We start from the raw sequence: 19,565 nt of genomic DNA on the forward strand, positions 1-19,565 counted from the left end.
TCGGGTGGCGCTTCGCTTACCCGACCTACGATTCGTGCGACCTGCCGTTAATTTACCCACTTGCGGCGACTGAAACTGCCAGTTTTCCCCCTATCCCTATGTATGAAGGGCCGGAGTGAGGCTCGGTTTTCCCCCTCTCCCTGTGGGAGAGGGCCGGGGTGAGGGCAACAGAGCGCACCCTGTCCCGCTCACCCGGCGCCTTAGCCCGATGCGCCGTTGCTTTGTCGGGTGGCGCTTCGCTTACCCGACCTACGATTCGTGCGACCTGCCGTTAATTTATTCACCAGCCTTGCTGAAACTGCCGGGGCTGGCGGCCTCAAAATCGCTGAGACGTTCCCGGAAGGCCGGGGGTACAGGGGGCGGCGGCGACTGGCCGCCCCCTGTGCGCTCCTTGCGCCATGATTGACATAACGCAGAAGAAATATTGGGAGCGCAATCTGCCCGGAATTAACACAGAAGCTGTAGCCCTGCCAGACGCAGCGCGAACAGGGAAATATTCAGTTGTGACGTTATTTCGCCGGGTGGCGGCTGCGCCTTACCCGGCCTACGGGATCCACACACAGGATCATACCCCGTAGGCCCGTGCAAACGCAGCGCCGCCGGGCAACAGTATCCGGCCCCCTCCCCTACTTCGCCAGGCTGGCAAAGCGGGCGAATACCGCATCAAAAATCGCCAGCCCCTGCGCCACCTGCTCAGCAGTAATGGTGCACGGCGGCACCACGTGAATGCGGTTCTCCACCACAAAGACCAGCAGCCCGGCCTCGGTCAGGGCCCCTTTGATCGCGGCCATGTCGGCGGCGGTCAACGGCGTTTTTTGTTTACGGCTGCTTACCAGCTCCAGCGCCTGGAACAGGCCGCGACCGCGCACCTCGCCGATAATGGCGTGCTTCTCCGCCAGCGCCTCGAGGCCGGGTCGCAGCACCTCATTGCCGATATAGGCCGCGTTCTCAACCACCTTCTCCTCTTTCATCGCGTCGATGGTGGCGACAATCGCCGCCATCGCCAGCGGATGGCCGGAGTAGGTCAGCCCCCCTGCAAAGAAGTGGTCGTCAAAGTAGCGGGCAATCGGCTCGCTAATCAGCACCCCGCCCGCCGGCACGTAGCCGGCGTTAACCCCCTTGGCAAAGGTCACCAGATCCGGCACCACGCCATCCTGTTCGAAGGCGAACCAGCTGCCGGTGCGGCCAAAGCCGGCCATCACCTCATCGAGGATCAGCACGATGCCAAACTCGTCGGCCAGAGCGCGCACGCCCTGCATATAGCCTGCCGGCGGCACGAGGATCCCGGCGGTGCCGGGGATGGACTCCAGCAGGATCGCCGCGATGGCCGTCGGCCCCTCGCATTCAATGATCCGCCGCAGATGCGCCAGCGCGCGCTGGCACTCCTCTTCCTCAGTCGCGGCGTTGAACTCGCTGCGGTAAAGGTAGGGGTTGAAGAAGTGTATATGGCCGCGGGAGAACTCATTCGGCACCCGGCGCCAGTCGCCGGTGGCGGCGATCGCGCTGCCGGTGTTGCCATGGTAGGAACGATAGGCCGAGAGCACCTTGTCGCGCCCGGTATAGAGCCGCGCCATGCGAATCGCGTTCTCATTGGCATCCGCCCCGGCGTTGGTGAAGAACACCTTGCTGAAGCCCGCCGGTGCCAGGTCGACGATGCGCTTCGCCGCTTCGCCGCGGGCAAGGTTGGCGGTGGCGGGCGCGATGGTGACCAGGGTCTCCAGCTGCGCCTTCATGGCCGCCAGCACCCGGGGATGTTGATAGCCTATGTTGACGTTCACCAGCTGGCTGCTGAAGTCGAGCCAGGTATTCCCCTCATAATCCCACAGCTCGCAGCCTTGCGCCCCGGCGATGACCAGCGGGTTGAGATTGCCCTGCATCGACCATGAATGAAACACATAGGCGCGATCCAATTGCCGAACTTCGTCATTGCTTACCGCGACCTCGTTGTGAATTGCCAGCTTCATACCCTGCCCTCTCTCATGTCGTAGTGGTTGGCTTCATCATTGGCCGCGGCCGCGCAAATCGGATAGAGCCAGTGCGCGCAAAACGATGTGACACGGTGTCACATCCCCGCCCGTCGTCTGGCCCTGTGCCTTGCCGTCCGGCGTTTTTATAGTGAAGAGACAACCGCACAGGAGAATGAGATGGCAACGAGCAACGTAGTGTTTATCACCGGGGCGACCTCGGGTTTTGGCGAAGCGGCAGCGCAGGTGTTTGCCGACGCGGGCTGGTCGCTGGTGTTGAGCGGGCGCCGCTATCCGCGACTGAAGGCCTTACAGGACAGCCTCGCCGCTAAGGTGCCGGTGCATATTATTGAGCTTGACGTTCGTGACAGCGAGGCAGTGGCTGCCGCCGTGGCGTCGCTGCCCGCCGATTTCGCCGATGTCACCACCCTGATCAACAACGCCGGGCTGGCGCTGTCGCCGCTGCCGGCGCAGGAGGTGGCGCTGGAGGACTGGAAAACGATGATCGACACCAACGTCACCGGTCTGGTGACGGTCACCCACGCCCTGCTGCCGACGCTGATTCGCCATGGCGCCGGAGCGAGCATTATCAATATCGGCTCGATCGCCGGACAGTGGCCCTATCCCGGCAGCCATGTCTATGGCGCCAGCAAGGCCTTCGTGAAACAGTTCAGCTATAACCTGCGCTGCGATCTGCTTGGCACCGGCGTGCGAGTCACCGATCTGGCGCCGGGGATTGCCGAGACCGAATTTACCCTGGTGCGCACTAAGGGCGACCAGGCGGCATCGGATAAACTCTATCGCGGCACCACGCCGCTGAGCGCGCGCGATATCGCCGAGCAGATGTTTTATATCGCCACGCTGCCGGCGCATATGAACATTAACCGGGTAGAGGTGATGCCGGTGCGTCAGGCGTGGCAGCCGTTCGCCATCGATCGGGATTAAGAGAAGCCCGACGCTTCCCCTGCCGCGTTGCCGGCAGGGGGGACAGGCCGGTCTAGCGGCTGCTTTGCAGAAACTGCCTGACGCGTTCGGAGTCAGGTTGCGTGAAGAACTTCTCCGGCGGCGCCTTCTCAATCAGCAGCCCCTTCTCCAGAAACACCACCTCATTGGACACCTGGCGGGCAAAATCCATCTCGTGGGTCACCACCACCATGGTGTAGCCCTCGGCGGCAAGGGCTTTCATCACTCCTAACACCTCGTTCACCAGCTCCGGATCCAGCGCCGAGGTCGGTTCATCGAAGAGGATGACTTCTGGCGACATCGCCAGCGAACGGGCGATCGCCACCCGCTGCTTCTGCCCGCCGGAGAGGGTGATCGGGTAGACATCGGCTTTGTGCGCCATGCCGACTTTCTCCAGCTGCCGCATAGCCATGGCCTTAGCCTCGTCTCGTTTCATGCCCTTAACGCGCAGCAGCGCCTCACTGACGTTTTGCTGCACGGTCAGATGCGGCCACAGGTTAAAACTCTGAAACACCATCCCCACCCGCTCGCGGATTTTGGCCAGCTGGCGGTGCGACATCGCCCGGCCGCGCTGTTCATCAATCCCCAGCCGCTGACCGCCGATATGAATTTCACCGCGGTCCGGCTGTTCCAGCCAGTTCATACAGCGCAGCAGGGTGGATTTTCCCGACCCGGACGAGCCGAGAATACTCACCACGGTCCCCTTCTCCACCGTCAGGTTAATATCCCGCAGGACTTCCACATTATCGAACTGCTTGGAGACGTTTTTGACGCTTACGGCAATAGACTCAGGCATGGCTCATTCCTCGTTTGGCTCCCCAGGCGGTCAGGCGCTTAATCAGCAGTTCCAGCAGAATGCTGATCGCCCAGTAAAGCCCAATGGCGACGATAAAGGCGTTAAACGGAATAAAATAGGTCGCCTGGACGCTGTTGGCGGCGGCGGTGATCTCCTGAACGGTAATAATGCTCAGGAAAGCGGTGTCCTTCAGGCAGATAATCAGCTGATTGCCGATCAGCGGTAAGGCGGAAGAGACGATATTGGGTAAAATAATCCGCCGAAAAATGGCATAGCGAGAAAAGCCCTGAGCAATCGCCGCTTCAATATACCCGCCGGAAAATACCCGCCGCTGGCTGCGCAATATTTCAAAGAAGTAGGCGCCATGATAAATAATCAGGGCCAATAAACCGGCGGTCCACGGCTCCATGCTAATACCGAGCTGCGGCAGTCCGTAATACAGCAGATAGGCGAGGATCAAAAAAGGGATCGCGCGCATCAGGCTGACAAAGCCAATGATAACCCGGTTAAGGACTTTCTTTTGATATTCACTCAAATAGCACAGCGCAATACCGATAATAAGGGCCGCCAGGGCGGCGGTAATAAACAGTTCGAGGGTCGCGAATAACCCGGCAATAAAGCTATCGCGTACCGACCAGATAACGCCCCACTGATTCATAATACCTCCCGTTGCTAGCGCGCCAGGCGCCTGGCTTTCCGTTCCGCGATCCCCTGCAGCTTCAACAAACAGCCGATGATCGCCACATACAGCAGGCCGGCGGCAAGGATCGGCGACAGCGGCTCGTAGGTGACCGAGGAGATACGGTTGGTCACCCGGGTAAGATCCACCACGCCAATCACGGCGATCGCCGGGCTACCTTTGATCAAAAACGACATCTCATTGACCAGCGCCGGCAGGCTCTCGATCCACATCTGCGGCAGCATGATGTAGCGGAAGTAGGTCCAGCGGCGCATTCCCACCGACTCCGCCGCCTCCCGCTGTTCGCGCGGAAAGGTACGGAAGGCGTTGCGCCAGATCTCAGCGTTAAACGCCGACGTGTTGAGCGTCAGCGCCACAATCGCGGCCACGTTCTTGTCGAGGTTAATACCCATCGTGGGCAGCGAAAGAAACAGAAACAGCACCAGCGTCACCAGCGGCGTCGCGCGGGCCAGGCTGATATAGACCACCAGCAGCTGGTCGATAACCGGCAGACGCAACATCCGCACCAGGGCGATCAGCAGCCCCGCCACCACCCCGAAGGCGATAGCGATGGCCGAAATCCAGAGGGTCGTCCATGCGCCTTCGATTAATAACTGCCAGGAAATTGCATCCATGAGGCCCTCCTTCTCAGCAACAGGCGGCGGTCGCCCGCCGCGGAACATTACAGACCGGCAAGCTTATGAAACTGTTCCGGGCTGGTGATCGCCTCGGTGGGCAGGTTGTCATAGGTTTCGCCGAACCATTTTTTCTGCAGCTCGGCGAGCTTGCCGGTCTCCTTCATGTGGTTCATAAACTTGGTCATATAGGCCAGCAGCTGCGGCGAGTTTTTCGGGATCGGCCACGCCATATAGCCCGGTCCGGAGACGGCCAGCCCTTTGGCGAAGACCTTCGGTTTGGCTTTCGCCAGGTCGTTTACCGAGATAACCACGTTAATCACGTAATCCAGCCGCTTATTCGCCAGGTCGGCGTAGGCCTCCGGATAGGAGGGGTACTCCACCACCGGTCCCAGCTTGCCGCCGGTCTTCTCCAGCATCGCCTTCAGCTCCGGCAAACGCGCCAGCAGCGCGCTGCCTGCCTGCACGCCCACTTTTTTGCCGCTGAGATCGGCAATGGTATTTAGCGAGGTATCGCCAGCGCGTTTGACGAAATAGTGCTGCGCGGAGGCCCATGGTGGGGTGAAATCAAAGACTTTCAGCCGCTCATCGGTAATAACCGCCCCGGTTAAGGCCATATCGTATTGTCCGGTGGAGACAGCCGCTAATAATCCGGTCCACGGTAATATGCTCTGGTCGACATGAAATTTGGCGTATTTACGTAACTCCTCAAGCATATCTTTGTTAAAGCCATCGGCCTGGCCATTATTCATAAAGTTAAACGGCGCATAATCATCTTCCGTCGCCACTTTCAGGGTGCCGGATTTTTCTATTTCCGGCAGATCGGCCGCGACGGCGTGATAAGAAAAAGCAACCGTTAATACAGCGCTCAGACATATTGATGCCAATGATTTTTTCATTATTTCACCCCTGATGGATTGGCCAGACGGGTTCATTCCAGAACGCGAAAAGGTTTATGCAAAATAGAGGCCGGGAGGTTCCGGTCCACGGCGGCTGAATGCGTTTTTAATGTGGGAGCGTTTTGCAATTCCGTATAGAGCCAGATGGGCCGCATCGCTGTGTCAGATGGCGGAAGGGTGGTATGGAATTTGCTGAGCTTAGCGGGTGGTCGCGATGCGTTATTGCCAGAGGAGCCCCGTATGATCCGTCACCTGTTACACGTTGATTTTGAGCCTGGCCGCGGTTTGCAGGAACAGGTGCGAGAGACGCTGGTGAATGCCATTCTCAGCGGGATCTTCGCCGCCGACACCCCGCTCCCCTCCTGCCGCCAGCTGGCCAGCCAGCTGCGCGTCTCGCGCAACACCACCGCCCTGGTGTTCGAAAGCCTGGTCAACGAGGGCTACCTGATTAGCCGCCCGCGAAGTGGTTACTACCTGCACCCCGACTATCACGATGCTTCGCCGCCCGCGGTCGAGAGTGCACCGCAGCGCGAAGCGGCTGCACCACGCTGGGGCGACCGGCTGCAGATGACCCCCAGCCAGCAGGAGTCGATCCTCAAACCGGCGGGCTGGATGCACTACCGCTACCCGTTTATCTACGGCCAGCCCGATACCCGGCAGTTCCCGCTGGCCACCTGGCGCTCGGCGGCGAACTGGCTGCACGGCGGGGTGCGCGACCCGGCGTGGGTCATCGACCATATTGACCAGGATGTGCCGATGCTCATCGAGCAGATCCGCACCCGGGTGCTGCCCAAGCGCGGCATTGTCGCCGCCCCGGACGAAATTCTCATTACCCTGGGCTCGCAAAACGCCCTCTACCTGCTGACCCGGCTGCTGCTCTCCTCCACCACCCGCATTGGCGTCGAAAACCCCTGCTTTCGCGAAGCCATCAACACCTTTCTGCTCGCCGACGCCGAGGTGGTGCCGCACCCGGTGGATGAAGAGGGGATCGTGCTTAACGAACGTCCCTGCGATTACTACTATGTCACCCCCGGCCACCAGGTGCCCACCGGGGTGGCAATGAGCAGCGCGCGCCGCCGCCAGCTGCTGGATCATGCCGCCCGCCATGACGCGGTGATCATTGAAGATGATTATGACTCGGAAAGTAACTTTACCCTCAACCCGCTGCCGGCGCTGAAGGCCAGCGACCGCAGCGGCCGGGTGGTGTATGTCAGCAGCCTGTCAAAGGCGCTATCGCCGGGGCTGCGGCTGGGATTTATGGTCGCCGACCCGGACCTGATCGACGAGGCGCGCGCCCTGCGCCGGTTGGTCTATCGCCATCCGCCGACCAACATTCAGTACCAGATGGCCCATTTCCTCGCCCAGGGACATTATGAAACCCATCTGCGGCGCTACCACTACGACTCCGCCCAGCGCTGGGAGCGTCTACACGCCGCCCTGCAGCGCTATCTGCCGTCCTGTCGCGCGCTGGCGGGGAGCGAACACGCTAATGCCTTCTGGCTGCAGACCCCGGCGCAGATCAACACCCAGCAGCTCACCTGGCGCGCCGCCCACGCCGGCGTGCTGATTGAGCCCGGGGCGCGCCATTTTCTCAGCGCCGCGCCGCCGGATAACTACTTTCGCATGGGTTTCCACGCCATTAACCCCGACGCCATCGCCCAGGGGGTGGAGGTCCTGCGCGGCCAGCTGGAGCAGATGGGTTAGCGAAATTGTTCGTACTCAACGGCATCGCGCACGCTGAGCATCGCCGGGCGCAGACTGTCGAAAGGCACCGATCCGAGCGCAACGCGCAGCGCCTGTGGAATCGTGGCGGAGACGCAGAACGGCTCGGCGGTCGACACCGAAATACGCCGTTCCATCAGCGCGTTCGCCAGCCGATCGGCCCGGCTCTCTTCCCCCAGAGGCAGCCAGACGAAGTACGAATCGGGATGACTGACGACGGGAAGCCCACAAAGCACCTCGCGGGCCACCTGCTGCCGCTGTCGCGCATCCTGGCGTTTCTGTGTTTCAAAGCGGGCCACCGTGCCATCTTCAATCCAGGCGCAAATCAGCGAACTTATCAGCGTCGGCGTATTCCACGTCGTGGCCCGGATGGCGCGCTCAATCTCCGGCCGATAGCGCGGCGGAGAAATCACCACCCCCACGCGCAGCCCGGTGGCGATATTTTTCGAAAATCCGGTGACATACACCGTTCTTTCCGGCGCATAGCTGACCACCGGCGGCGGCGGGCGGCTCACCAGCCTGGCGTAAGCCGCATCTTCAATAATCAGCAGATCGTGCTGGCGCGCGAGGTCGGCCAGCGCCTGCCGCTGCCCGGCGTTGAGCACCCAGCCCAGCGGATTGTGCAGCGTCGGCATGGTATACACCGCCCGCACTCGCCGCTGCTGGCACAGCGCATGAAGCACCTGCAGGTCCGGCCCCTCGGCCCCACAGGGGATGGCCGCCAGCTCCAGATGATAGAGCGCCGCCAGAACCTTGAAGCCCGAATAGGTCAGAGCATCAACCGCCACCACATCGCCCGGACGTAACAGCCCCATAACGGTCACCGCCAGCCCGTGCTGTGCGCCGTTAACGATCAGGACATTTTCCGCGGCCGGCGCAAAGTGTCGGCAGGTCAAATGGCGGGCGATAATGTCCCGCTCGGCGAGCCGCCCGGCGTGAGGCTGATAGCGCAGATGCGAATCAATATCGCCCGCCATCGCCAGCTGCCTGAGCGCCTCGCGCAGCGCATCGCCCTGCGCCGGCAGCGAAGGGTAGTTGAAGTTAAGATCCACGACGTCAGCGGCCACCACCTGCTGATCGACCCCATGCCCCGGCGGCAGCGCGAGGTCGCGCACGAAGGTGCCGCGGCCGGTTTCGCCGCTAACCAGCCCCATCTCTTCCAGTTCACGGTAGACGCGGGTGGCGGTGGCCAGCGAGAGGCGTTCATCGGCGGCAAGGGTACGGTGAGTTGGCAGACGGCTGCCGGCGGGCAGCTGCCCGCTGCGGATCGCCTGCGCGTATCGGTCGACAACGGCTTTGTATCGAGCTTTCATCGTGAAATGTATCTATGACAATAATTTGATTGTATCAGATTGGCCACATTACCATCGCCACTGACGATGCTCAAGCGGGCGCAGCCCAATCAGATAACGCGAGGTTAACGTGGTAGATTCAATATTGGATAAATCGGCGCCCGGTCCCTGGTCCGGATGGTTTCATGGTTTACTGGGGGTGATTATTTTTAGCGGTTCCCTGCCCGCGACGCGGCTGGCGGTGCAGGATATGGATCCGTTGTTATTGACCTTTCTGCGCGCCTCCATCGCCGGGCTGCTTGCCGTCGCCCTGCTGGTCGGCTTTCGCCAGAAACGCCCGCGCCTGGTGCAGCTTGTCCCCCTGATCATCATCTCATTAGGGGTGGTGATCGGCTTTCCCCTGCTCACGGCGCTGGCCCTGCAGCGCATCACCTCGGCGCATTCGATTGTGTTTATTGGTCTGCTGCCGCTGATGACCGCTATTTTTGGCGTGCTGCGCGGCGGCGAGCGTCCGCAGCGCGCTTTCTGGATCTTTTCGCTGCTGGGCAGTCTGCTGGTGATGGGATTCGCCCTGACGCAAAGCGCGGCGACGTCGCTCAGCGGCGATCTGCTGATGCTGGCGGCGGTTATCGCCTGCGGCCTCGGCTATGCGGAAGGGGCGAAGCTGACGCGGGAGCTCGGCGGCTGGCAGGTGATCTGCTGGGCGCTGGTGATTGCCCTGCCGTTGATGCTCCCCGCCTCGCTGATGGTTCAGCCTGCGTCCTGGCATGCCATATCGGCCTTATCCTGGGCCGCACTCGGCTATGTGTCGCTCTTCAGTATGCTGATCGGTTTTATCTTCTGGTACAAAGGGCTGGCCGCGGGCGGGATCGCCGCCGTCGGCCAGCTCCAGCTATTGCAGCCGTTCTTCGGGCTTGGCCTGTCGGCGGCGCTGTTGCACGAAACCGTCAGCCCCTTGATGCTGGCGGTTACCCTCGGCGTGGTGCTGTGCGTGGTGGGCTCGCGCAAATGTGGCCGCCGGCGGGTTAGCGCAGAGAGCAGGAGCAGTGATTGACCGCCCCTACATCCGCCGTCCCGGGTTTCGGCGGCGTAACCGCTGACCCGGGCTACCACATGACAAACGGCTGGAAACAGGTCGCCCCGCCGGGGAGGGCGACCGCCTACAGCGGCCGCGCGTACTGGAGCATCACCTGCAGCAGCACGTTGGCGCCGGCGGCGACGTGCTCCGGCGAGGCATACTCCATTTCGTTATGGCTGATCCCATCCTTGCAGGGGATAAAAATCATCCCGGTCGGCGCCAGGTAACTCATATACACTGCGTCATGCCCGGCGCCGGAGACGATCGGCCGCGCCGGGTAGCCCAGCCGCTGCGCGGCATCGGCAATGGCCTGCTGGCATTCGCCATCGAAGGGCGCCGCCGGATAGTGGCTCACCTGCTTCAGGGCCACCTGCAGACCGCTTTCCCGCTCAACCTCCGCGATAAACGCCCGCAGCTGGCGATCCATTTCATCCACCAGCGCATCGCTGAGATTGCGCATATCAATGGAGAAGGTGACCTCTCCGGGCACCACGTTGCGGCTGTTGGGCCACACCTGCACGCTGCCGACGGTGCCGCGTCCCTCTTCGCTGCGTCCGGCAATGGCTACCACCTCCTGCATAATGCGGGTCGCCACCTGCAGGGCATCCTGACGCAGGCGCATCGGCGTGGGCCCGGCATGCGACGCCTGACCGGTCACCACGCAGTCGTACCAGCGGATCCCCAGCACGCCCTGCACGATACCGATGGTTTTCGCTTCATCTTCGAGAATCGGCCCCTGCTCAATGTGCGCCTCAAAATAGGCGCCTACGGGATGCTCTCCCGGGGTCTGCTCGCCGATATAGCCGATCTGCGCCAGCGCCTCGCCGACGCTGACGCCCTCTTTATCCGTGACGGCCCAGGTCTCCTCCAGCGGGAAGACCCCGGCAAAGACCCCGGAGCCCATCATCACCGGCACAAAGCGCGACCCCTCTTCGTTGGTCCAGAACACCACCTCAATCGGCGCCTCGGTGGCAATCTGCAGATCGTTGAGCGTGCGCACCACCTCCAGCGCCGCCAGCACGCCGTAGTTGCCGTCAAATTTGCCGCCGGTGGGCTGGGTGTCGATATGGCTGCCAGAGACGATGGGCGGCAGGCTGGGGTTGCGCCCTTCCCGACGCATAAACACATTGCCGATTTTATCGATGGTGACGCTCATCCCGGCCTCCCGCGCCCAGCCAATCACCCGGTCCCGCCCCTGACGGTCGAGGTCGGTGAGGGTCAGACGGCGGCAGCCACCCTTCGGCGTGGCGCCGATCTGCGCGAGATCCATTAACGACGCCCACAGGCGGTCGCCATTGATGCGCCAGCCGGTGGTGTCGGTGGCGGGGGTAAAAAGTACATCACAGCTCATGGTGGTCTCCTGACATCAAGGTCGCCGCCAGCGCAACCGGCGGTGGGAAAAAAGGCATCAGCGCCTGGTCTTCATCGTGGTGTGTTGCCGCCGGTCAGACGGCCAGGGCCTGCGCGTTGGCGTCAATCGCCAGCTCGCGCCAGCGGTGGCAACTCACCGCATGGCGCTCCGCGACGGATTCCGTCGGCGGCAGGCTCTGCTCGCAGACCGGGCGACGGTGCGGGCAGCGCTCGGCAAAGGCGCAGCCGGGCGGCAAGCGCGCCAGATCCGGCGGCGCGCCGGGAATGCAGTGCAGGGCATCGCCTTTCTTAAGCCCCTCTTTCGGCCGGCTGCCCAGCAGCACCCGGGTATAAGGATGGCGTGGGTGGCGCAGGATCTCACTCATAGAAGCCTCCTCGACGATCCGCCCGGCGTACATCACCGCCACCCGGTCGGCGATCTCCACCGCGGCGCCGATGTCGTGGGTCACAAACACGATCGACAGCCCGCGCTGCTTTTGCTGCTCGCGCAGCAGGATCAGGATCTGGATTTGCACCGTGGCGTCGAGGGCGGTGGTCGGCTCATCCGCCAGCAGCAGCTGCGGGTTACAGGAGAGCGCGAGGGCGATCATCGCCCGCTGGCGCATCCCGCCGGACATCTCGTGCGGGTAAGCGTCCAGCCGCCGCTCGGGGCTGGGAATGCGCACCTGGCGCAGGGCCTCCAGTGCCCTGTCCCGGGCCGCCTGGCGCGACAGCCCTTCGTGGCGACGCAGCCCTTCAATAATCTGCTGCCCAACGGTGTAGACCGGGTCGAAGGCCAGTAGCGGCTCCTGAAAAATCATCGCGCAGCGCCCGCCGCGGTAGCGCCGCAGCTGGCTGGCGCTCATCGTCAGCACCGCGTCGTCACCCACCCGCAGGGTGCCGGAGAGCTCACTGCTCCCCGGCGGGTGCAGGCGCATCAGCGCCCGCAGGGTCACGCTCTTGCCGGAACCCGACTCGCCAATCAGCGCCATCACCTCCCCCTTTTGTACGTCAAAGGAGACCCCGTTGACCGCGTTGATGGTCTGCCCGTCGCGGCGAAAGACGACCCGCAGGTCGCGCACATGGACAAAGGCGTTATCCGACATGGCTGACCTCCTTAAGGGGGATGCTCTGATGCCAGAGCGAGGCCGGCTGCGCCATCAGGCAGGCGCTCTGGTGCCCCTCCCCGACCGCCTCCAGCCGCGGTTTCACTTCGGCGCAGACCGCCTTCGCATGCGGGCAGCGGGTGTGAAAGCGACAGCCGCTCGGCGGCGCGATGGGGCTGGGGGGATCGCCGCTCAGCGGCGAGGTCAGGGTGCGGTGTTCCGGGTCCATGGAGGGCATGGAGCTTAACAGCGCCCGGGTATAGGGGTGGGCGGAGGCGGTAAACAGCTGCTCCGCCGGGCCGATCTCTACCACTTCGCCAAGGTACATAACGAGGATCCGATCCGACAGCCAGCGAACCACGTGCAGATCGTGGCTGATAAACACATAGGTCAGCTCGAGGGTGCGTTTTAGCTCCTGCAGCAGCTGCAGCACCTGGGCTTCCACCGATTTATCCAGCGCCGACACCGCCTCATCAAGAATGACCAGCCGCGGCTTCATCGCCAGCGCGCGGGCGATATTCACCCGCTGCCGCTGGCCGCCGGAGAGCGCATGCGGGTAGCGGTCGGCAAAGCGCGCCGGTTCAAGGCCGACGTGCGCCAGCAGATAGCGGGCGTATTCGCTGGCCTCTCTGGCGCTGACGCCGTGGACGCGCTGGCCGAAGGCGATGCTCTCCTCCATGGTCATGCGCGGATTGAGCGAGGCATAGCTATCCTGGAAAACCATCTGCACCTGGCGACGGTAGGCTTTCATGGGCAGACGCGACGAGCCAACCTCCAGCCCGTCGAAGATCAGTTCGCCGCTGTCCTGGGTGAGCAGCTGCATCAGCAGTCGGGCGGTGGTCGATTTGCCGCAGCCCGACTCGCCGACCACCCCCAGGGTTTCACCTTTCATCACCGTGAAGCTGATATCGTCCACCGCCTGGACCACCTCCCGGCCTTTGCCGCCGCGGAAGTACTTCAGCAGATGATTGACCTTCAGCAGCGGCTGCGCCGGCCCGCCGAGATCGATATTGATAAAGGGTTGCATCGCTTACTCCTTAATCGCCATTGCCGCACGCAGGCGGTCCGCGAGGATATTGAACGAAATGGAGGTGATAAAAATCATCAGGCCCGGCAGGGCGGCCACCCACGGCTGGGTATAGATTGCCGTGCGCAGGGTATTGAGCATCAGCCCCCACTCGGGCTCCGGCGGCCGCACGCCGAGGCCGAGAAACGACAGGCCGGAGGCGAGGATCATGCACACCGAAATCAGCCCGGTGGAGAAGACGAAGATCGGCCCGAGCACGTTACCCAGCACCTGGACGCGGATAATGGTCAATGCGCTGGCGCCGGTGGCCCGGGCGGCGTCGATATAGTCCATATGCCGTACCTGGGCGGTCACGCTCTCGGCAATCCGCGCCACCTGCGGGACAAACACCAGGGTCAGCGACAGCAGCGCATTGCCGATGCCCGCCCCCAGCGCCCCCGACAGCGCAATCGCCAGCAGGACCGAGGGAAAGGCATAGAACACATCCACGGTGCGCATAATCACGGTATTGATTTTGCCGCCCATGTAGCCGGCGATGATCCCGATGGCGCCGCCGATAAAAAAGGCGAACACCACCGGGACAATCCCCATAAACAGCGACAGCCGGGTGCCGAGGATCAGTCGCGACAGCATGTCGCGCCCCAGCTCATCAGAGCCCAGCGGGAAGCCGTCGCTGCCGATGGGCTTCAGGCGCAGGAACATCGACGTTTGATAGGGGTCTTCGACGATAAGCCATGGCCCTAACAGCGCCAGGGCCAGCAGCAGGAGGATCACTACCCCCACCACCACGCCGCCGGGATCGCGCAGTAAGCGGCGCAGCACGCCGCGCCAGTAACCTTGCCGGGAAGCGTTGGCCGGCGCGGCCGGGACCGCTTTCGTCGTTGCCGTATCCACCATGGTCAGCTCCTCTTAATGCGCGGGTCGAGGGTGGTCTGCAGAATATCCACCAACAGGTTGAGCAACACGAAAAACAGCGCCAGCACCCAGATGGTGCCCTGCAGCAGGGGCAGGTCGCGCTGAAAAATGGCGGTGTTGAGCAGCAGCCCGGTCCCCGGCCAGGAGAAGACAGTCTCCACGAGGATCGAGCCGCCCATCAGATAGCCCACCTGCAGCCCCATCACCGCCAGCGCGGTTGGCGCGGCATTTTTCATGACGTGGACAAAGATGCGCGATTCGTTAAGGCCGCGGGCGCGCAGGCCAACGATAAACTCCTGGCTGAGGATATCGGCTACCTGCGAGCGCACGGTGCGGGCGATAATCCCGGTCGGGATCACCGACAGCGTGATGGCCGGCAGCAGCATGAACTGCAGGTGCGCCCAGTCCCATTGCCAGCCCACCTCGCCTATCGGCCCGCCGCCGGTGGCCGGCAGCAGCGCGAACTTGACGCTGCAGAGGATCACCAACAGCATCCCCAGCCAGTAATGCGGCACGCTGACGCCAAACACCGACAACACCGAGGCCAGACGGTCAATGACGCTGTTGCGAAAATAGCCGGCGACAAAGCCAAACAGGCTGCCGAGGACGAAGCCGATCGCCGTCGCCAGCAGCGCCAGGCGCAGGGAGTAAGCCACTGCGGTCATCACCTCGTCTATCACCGGGCGGCCGGTGGCGACCGACATACCGAGGTCGCCGTGCAGTGCCCGCCACAGCCAGTGGATAAACTGCAGAGGCAGCGGCTTATCAAAGCCGTAGGCCTGCATCAGCGTCTGGCGCAGCGCCTCCGAGGCGTCCGGCGGCATCACCGACACCAGCGGGTCGCCCGGCGCGATCTGCACCAGCATGAAACAGATCACCGCCACCCCAAGCATGGTGGGGATAGCCAGCAGAATGCGGTATAGCAGCGTATTGATCATCGGTTGCCCCTTTCGCGATTACTCTTTTTTGCTCACCAGGCTGAGGTCGATAAACCAGCTCTGCGGTTGCACCACTCCGGTCACCGCGGGCGAAATCGCGCGCGGCCCGACGTCGTGGGCGACAAACAGGAACGGCACCTGATCCACCAGCGCGGCGTGCAGATCGCCGGCGGCTTTATTCATCGCTTCCGGGGTAAAGGCGTGCTTGACGGCGGCGGCGAGTTTTTCCGTCTCCGGAGTGGCGAAGTAGCCCCAGTTAGTCGCCACCGGCGGAAACGCTTTGGCGGTCGAGAAGCGGATCAGGCCAAAATAGGGATCATTGACCGCGGCGCTGACGTTGATCGCGTCGATCCCTTTTGCCGAGGGATCCCGGGCGCCCAGGCGCCAGTTGGTGAACAGGGTGTTCCATTCCACCACTTTAATATCCACATTGAAGAAGCAGCTCTTCAGGCTCTGCTGGATATACTCGTTCATTGGCAAGGGCTGCATCTGCCCTGAGCCGGAGGCCGAGGTGGCCACCGTGACGTGCAGCGGCTTGCCGGCGCTGTATCCAGCCTCGGTCATCAGCTGACGGGCGGCGTCCGGGTCATATTTGATCTGGAAGGTGGGTTTGCCATGCCACGGGCTGTCGGCCTCGTAGACCCCGGTGGCCTCGGTCATGTAGCCGCCGAGGTAGCTCTTCAGCTCGGCGCGGTTCAGACACAGGTTGGCCGCTTTGCGCACCCGAATGTCCTGCCACGGCGATCCTTTTTCAAAGGAGAACTGCCAGGGCCACAGGTGCGGCTGGGTGTTGGCGTAAAGGTGAAAACCCTGAGACTTGATCTGATCGATGGCGTCCGGCGCCGGGGCTTCAATCCAGTCCACCTGCTTCGACAGCAGCGCCGCGGTGCGGGCGTTGGCCTCCGGCAAAGGGATCAGCACCACCTTATCCACCCGGGGAATGCGATCTTTGTTCCAGTAGTCGGGGTTTTTCGCGAGGATCAGCTGCTGCCGCGGCACCAGCTTCTCCAGTTTGAACGGGCCGCTGCCCACCGCATGGGCGGCGAAGACGGTCCACGCCTGTTTGCTGCGCGCGGCGCTATCCCCCGCGCTGGCCGGCACCGCGTCATACTGCTTCTGCCACGCCGTGGGCGAGACAATAAACAGGTTGGTGATGTTGTACGGCAGCAGCGCGTCCGGTTCCGAGGTGGTCAGCGCCACAGTGTGGTCGTCAATTTTCTCCGCGCCGGTGAGGGTCGGCATCCGCGACAGGGTGTTGCCGATCTGCCCCGGGGCGTACTGCGGCGCTGCTTTATTGAGCACCTTATCCACGTTCCAGACGATGGCGTCGGCGTTCACCTCCGTCCCATCATGAAACTTCACCCCCGGACGCAGGGTGAAAATCCAGCGGCTGGTGTTCTGCGGATCGATGTGCCACTCGGTCGCCAGCCCCGGCACCAGACCGCTGGGCTTTTCACCTTGCGACAGATCCCACTCCACCAGCGCGTCATACAGCGGGATGCCGGTAAAGCGGTTGCCCTCATAGCCCTGATCCGGCTGGCCGAGGGTTAACGGAATATCCGCGGCGGTCATGGCGATCCGCAGCGTGGAGGCGTTGGCAGGTAAGGCGGCGCCCGCCAGGGCCAGTGCGCCGCTCACCGCCACGGCGAGACGACCGGCACGCGAAAATAACGTTGTTTTGTGCATCACATGATCCCTGTTAAATAAAGTGTCACGAATTAACAGGCAAAATGCGTACCAGCTCTTGCGCGGGCGGAAATAGGCCGAAACCGACCGATAAAATAAGAAGGACTTATATTATCACCATGATAATTATGGGAAAATAATTGCACCTTATTCCGTCGCACCGCCAGCGGGAAATATGTTGCAGAATTGCACCAGTCGCTATATGGCAAATTTCAAATAATCACTCTGCGTCACTTTTTTATTCATCCCCGTCCTCCGCCGCGGCGTATTCTCCGTCGGGATCAATCCCTTCTATACTTCAGGGAACACATCGACCGGGAGAGACTATGCCTTTAGCCGATTTTCACCGCTCCGATCCTTTTACCCTCGGTATCGAACTGGAGCTGCAGGTGGTTAACCCGCCGGGTTACGACCTCAGCCAGGATGCCTCGACGCTGATTGCCGACGTCCAGCATGAGCTGACCGTGGGAGAAGCCAAGCACGATATCACCGAGAGCATGCTGGAGATCGCCACCGGGGTGTGCCGCGACATCAGCCATGCGCAAATCCAGCTCAGCGCCATCCAGCAGGCGGTCCAGCGCGCGGCGCTGCATAATCATCTGCAGATCTGCGGCGGGGGTTCCCACCCCTTTCATGCCTGGCAGCGCCAGCAGATCAGCGACAATCCGCGCTATGTCAAAACCGTCGAGCATTTTGGCTATCTGGCGCAGCAGGCGACGGTCTTTGGCCAGCATGTGCACGTCGGCTGCCAGAGCGGCGACGACGCCATCTATCTGCTGCACGGCTTGTCGCGCTTTGTGCCGCACTTCATCGCCCTCAACGCCGCCTCGCCGTGGTTCGACAGCACCGACAGCCGCTTCGCCTGTTCGCGCCTCAACCGCTTCTCCTCTTATCCCGACAACGGTCCGATGCCGTGGGTGGCCGACTGGCAGGGGTTTCGTCGCCTGTTCCGCCAGCTGAGCTACACCAGCATGATCGACAGCATGAAAGATCTGCACTGGGATATTCGCCCCAGCCCGCAGTTTGGGACCGTCGAGGTGCGGGTGATGGACACTCCCCTGACCCTCGCCCAGGCGATCCATATCGCCGGCTTTATACAGACCCTGGCCTGCTGGCTGTTGACGGAGCGCCCCTTTAAGCACCAGCCTGATGATTATCTGCTGTACCCTTTTAACCGCTATCAGGCCTGCCGCTACGGGCTGGACGGGACCCTTACCGACGTGCGCAGCGGGGAGCAGCGCAGCATCCGCCAGGAGATCCTGCAGCTCGCCGACCGGCTGGCTCCTTTCGCCCATCAGCTGAAGGCGACGGCGGCGCTGGAGGCGGTCGTTCGCCAGGCGAAATCGCCGCACAGCGAGGCGCAGCAGATGCGCGAGTTTATCGCCAACGGCGGTTCGCTTTCCGGGCTGGTGCAAAAACACTGTGAGATTTGGGCGGCATAAGACAGCGAGGCGGGTATACTCGGCGCAGACCATAGAAAGGATTGCCCATGTTATTACGCTGCCTGCTCCCCCTGGCGCTGCTGCCCCTGGCCGCCGTCGCCAGCGCCGCCTGTACCCTCACCGACCCGACGCTAACCCTGCAGAGCTATCGGGTGGATGCGCAGAAAGAGCGCATTGCAATGTACTGGCTGGATCGGCACGGTAAAGCCTGGGGTTCCCTGCGTTCGCTGCTGGCGGGTATCGATGGCGATGGCCGGGTGCAGATGGCGATGAACGGCGGCATTTACGATAAGGCCTACGCGCCGCTGGGGCTGTATATCGAAGACGGCAAACGCCTGACGCCGGTAAACCGCTCCGCCGGCGGCGGGAACTTCTTTATCCGCCCCGGCGGCGTATTCCTGGTGGAGAACGGCCGGGCAAAAATCGTGCCGCTGCCGGCGTACAAACGCTCTCCCGCCATCCGCTATGCGGTGCAGTCCGGCCCGATGCTGATTGAGAATGGCGTCATCAACTGGCGGCTGAAGCCCTCCGCCAGCTCGCGCAAACTGCGCAACGGGGTTGGCATCGATAAGCAAGGCCGGGTGGTGTTTATGCTCAGCGATCGCGAGACCAACTTCTATGATTTTGCCTGCTATGCGCAGTCAAAGCTTGGGGTGCGGCAGATGCTTTATCTCGACGGCACCCTGTCGAAGATGTACCGCAAAGGCGGCAGCGTGCCGTGGCAATATCATCCGTTCGTGACCATGATAACGGTGGAGAGGAAATAGCGGGCGCGTTTGGGGGCGGCCATTCCAGCCAGGAGAGTGAATAAATTAACGGCAGGCCGGGCAAGGTATTGCCGCCGTGCCCGATGTCCTTGCCCGGTGGCGCTGCGCTTACCGGGCCTACAGAGTCTGTTCGCTATGATATGGCCCCTGAAATCTACGGGCGTGCAGCAGGGCCGATTCCCGCTGAAATCGGCTAACCGGAGGTCGGCAGATAAGGCGGGGCTCACGCCCAAACGCAACGTGAACGCAAAACCCCCCCTCACCCTCCCCCTCTCCCTAAGGGAGAGGGGACCGCCCGGTAGTCGT

General features: G+C 62.4%; 17 protein-coding genes. 5 read left to right on the forward strand and 12 right to left on the reverse strand.

What is annotated here, in order from left to right; translation table 11 throughout:
- Positions 1-626 precede the first annotated feature (626 nt).
- A complete protein-coding gene (locus tag ABLV64_RS00005) occupies positions 627-1,964 on the reverse strand; it encodes an aspartate aminotransferase family protein (RefSeq protein ID WP_288466948.1) in 1,338 nt (445 codons plus the stop codon).
- 180 nt (positions 1,965-2,144) lie between these two features.
- Here ABLV64_RS00005 and ABLV64_RS00010 point away from each other — a divergent pair, with 180 nt between their 5' ends.
- Positions 2,145-2,909: an SDR family NAD(P)-dependent oxidoreductase gene (locus ABLV64_RS00010; RefSeq protein WP_004885636.1), complete on the forward strand. Its 765-nt coding sequence runs from the start codon at positions 2,145-2,147 to the stop codon at positions 2,907-2,909.
- 52 nt (positions 2,910-2,961) lie between these two features.
- On the opposite strand, the gene ABLV64_RS00015 is transcribed toward ABLV64_RS00010, so the two are convergent.
- The 4 genes from ABLV64_RS00015 to ABLV64_RS00030 are packed head-to-tail and all read right to left on the reverse strand — an operon-like array spanning position 2,962 to position 5,936.
- On the reverse strand, positions 2,962-3,723 hold the full coding sequence (locus ABLV64_RS00015) for an amino acid ABC transporter ATP-binding protein (protein ID WP_004885633.1): 762 nt from the start codon (positions 3,721-3,723) through the stop codon (positions 2,962-2,964).
- Positions 3,716-4,381 carry an ABC transporter permease subunit gene (locus tag ABLV64_RS00020; protein ID WP_004885631.1) on the reverse strand — a complete coding sequence of 222 codons (666 nt, stop codon included), beginning with the start codon at positions 4,379-4,381 and terminating at the stop codon, positions 3,716-3,718. The genes ABLV64_RS00015 and ABLV64_RS00020 overlap by 8 nt, the downstream gene beginning before the upstream one ends.
- 14 nt (positions 4,382-4,395) lie before the next feature.
- Positions 4,396-5,037: an amino acid ABC transporter permease gene (locus tag ABLV64_RS00025; RefSeq protein ID WP_002893187.1), complete on the reverse strand. Its 642-nt coding sequence runs from the start codon at positions 5,035-5,037 to the stop codon at positions 4,396-4,398.
- 47 nt (positions 5,038-5,084) lie between these two features.
- The gene (locus tag ABLV64_RS00030; RefSeq protein ID WP_023319919.1) at positions 5,085-5,936 is read right to left on the reverse strand and encodes a transporter substrate-binding domain-containing protein; all 852 of its coding nucleotides are present in this window, start codon (positions 5,934-5,936) and stop codon (positions 5,085-5,087) included.
- Positions 5,937-6,176: 240 nt separating this feature from the next.
- On the opposite strand from ABLV64_RS00030, the gene ABLV64_RS00035 reads away from it, so the two are divergent.
- The gene (locus ABLV64_RS00035) at positions 6,177-7,640 is read left to right on the forward strand and encodes a PLP-dependent aminotransferase family protein (protein WP_048323295.1); all 1,464 of its coding nucleotides are present in this window, start codon (positions 6,177-6,179) and stop codon (positions 7,638-7,640) included.
- On the opposite strand, the gene ABLV64_RS00040 is transcribed toward ABLV64_RS00035, so the two are convergent.
- Positions 7,637-8,971 carry a PLP-dependent aminotransferase family protein gene (locus ABLV64_RS00040; RefSeq protein WP_064150524.1) on the reverse strand — a complete coding sequence of 445 codons (1,335 nt, stop codon included), beginning with the start codon at positions 8,969-8,971 and terminating at the stop codon, positions 7,637-7,639. The genes ABLV64_RS00035 and ABLV64_RS00040 overlap by 4 nt on opposite strands.
- Before the next feature lie 124 nt (positions 8,972-9,095).
- Between ABLV64_RS00040 and ABLV64_RS00045 the strand changes: the two genes are divergently transcribed.
- On the forward strand, positions 9,096-10,004 hold the full coding sequence (locus tag ABLV64_RS00045) for a DMT family transporter (RefSeq protein WP_004885616.1): 909 nt from the start codon (positions 9,096-9,098) through the stop codon (positions 10,002-10,004).
- Positions 10,005-10,110: 106 nt separating this feature from the next.
- Here the strand turns inward: ABLV64_RS00045 and ABLV64_RS00050 are convergent, their stop codons facing one another.
- The 6 genes from ABLV64_RS00050 to ABLV64_RS00075 all read right to left on the reverse strand — a co-directional run bounded on the left by ABLV64_RS00050 (position 10,111) and on the right by ABLV64_RS00075 (position 17,050).
- A complete protein-coding gene (locus ABLV64_RS00050) occupies positions 10,111-11,379 on the reverse strand; it encodes a Zn-dependent hydrolase (RefSeq protein WP_032455679.1) in 1,269 nt (422 codons plus the stop codon).
- A 94-nt stretch (positions 11,380-11,473) separates the two neighbouring features.
- The gene (locus ABLV64_RS00055; protein ID WP_017899022.1) at positions 11,474-12,484 is read right to left on the reverse strand and encodes an ABC transporter ATP-binding protein; all 1,011 of its coding nucleotides are present in this window, start codon (positions 12,482-12,484) and stop codon (positions 11,474-11,476) included.
- Positions 12,474-13,511, reverse strand: a complete 1,038-nt coding sequence (locus tag ABLV64_RS00060) for an ABC transporter ATP-binding protein (protein ID WP_017899021.1) — start codon at positions 13,509-13,511, stop codon at positions 12,474-12,476. The genes ABLV64_RS00055 and ABLV64_RS00060 overlap by 11 nt, the downstream gene beginning before the upstream one ends.
- A gap of 3 nt (positions 13,512-13,514) precedes the next feature.
- Positions 13,515-14,408 (reverse strand): ABC transporter permease, encoded by an 894-nt coding sequence (locus tag ABLV64_RS00065; protein WP_004202507.1) that lies wholly within the window; start codon positions 14,406-14,408, stop codon positions 13,515-13,517.
- A 2-nt stretch (positions 14,409-14,410) separates the two neighbouring features.
- Positions 14,411-15,364 (reverse strand): ABC transporter permease, encoded by a 954-nt coding sequence (locus ABLV64_RS00070; protein ID WP_004202505.1) that lies wholly within the window; start codon positions 15,362-15,364, stop codon positions 14,411-14,413.
- Positions 15,365-15,382: 18 nt separating this feature from the next.
- The gene (locus ABLV64_RS00075; RefSeq protein WP_017899018.1) at positions 15,383-17,050 is read right to left on the reverse strand and encodes an ABC transporter substrate-binding protein; all 1,668 of its coding nucleotides are present in this window, start codon (positions 17,048-17,050) and stop codon (positions 15,383-15,385) included.
- Positions 17,051-17,376: 326 nt separating this feature from the next.
- Between ABLV64_RS00075 and ABLV64_RS00080 the strand changes: the two genes are divergently transcribed.
- Together ABLV64_RS00080 and ABLV64_RS00085 are read left to right on the forward strand one after the other, a co-directional pair.
- Positions 17,377-18,492: a YbdK family carboxylate-amine ligase gene (locus tag ABLV64_RS00080; RefSeq protein ID WP_348843415.1), complete on the forward strand. Its 1,116-nt coding sequence runs from the start codon at positions 17,377-17,379 to the stop codon at positions 18,490-18,492.
- A gap of 47 nt (positions 18,493-18,539) precedes the next feature.
- Positions 18,540-19,259: a phosphodiester glycosidase family protein gene (locus tag ABLV64_RS00085; RefSeq protein ID WP_004202500.1), complete on the forward strand. Its 720-nt coding sequence runs from the start codon at positions 18,540-18,542 to the stop codon at positions 19,257-19,259.
- Positions 19,260-19,565: the final 306 nt, after the last annotated feature.

Source organism: Klebsiella sp. JB_Kp031 (assembly GCF_040064295.1).
GTDB classification, from domain to species: domain Bacteria; phylum Pseudomonadota; class Gammaproteobacteria; order Enterobacterales; family Enterobacteriaceae; genus Klebsiella; species Klebsiella quasipneumoniae.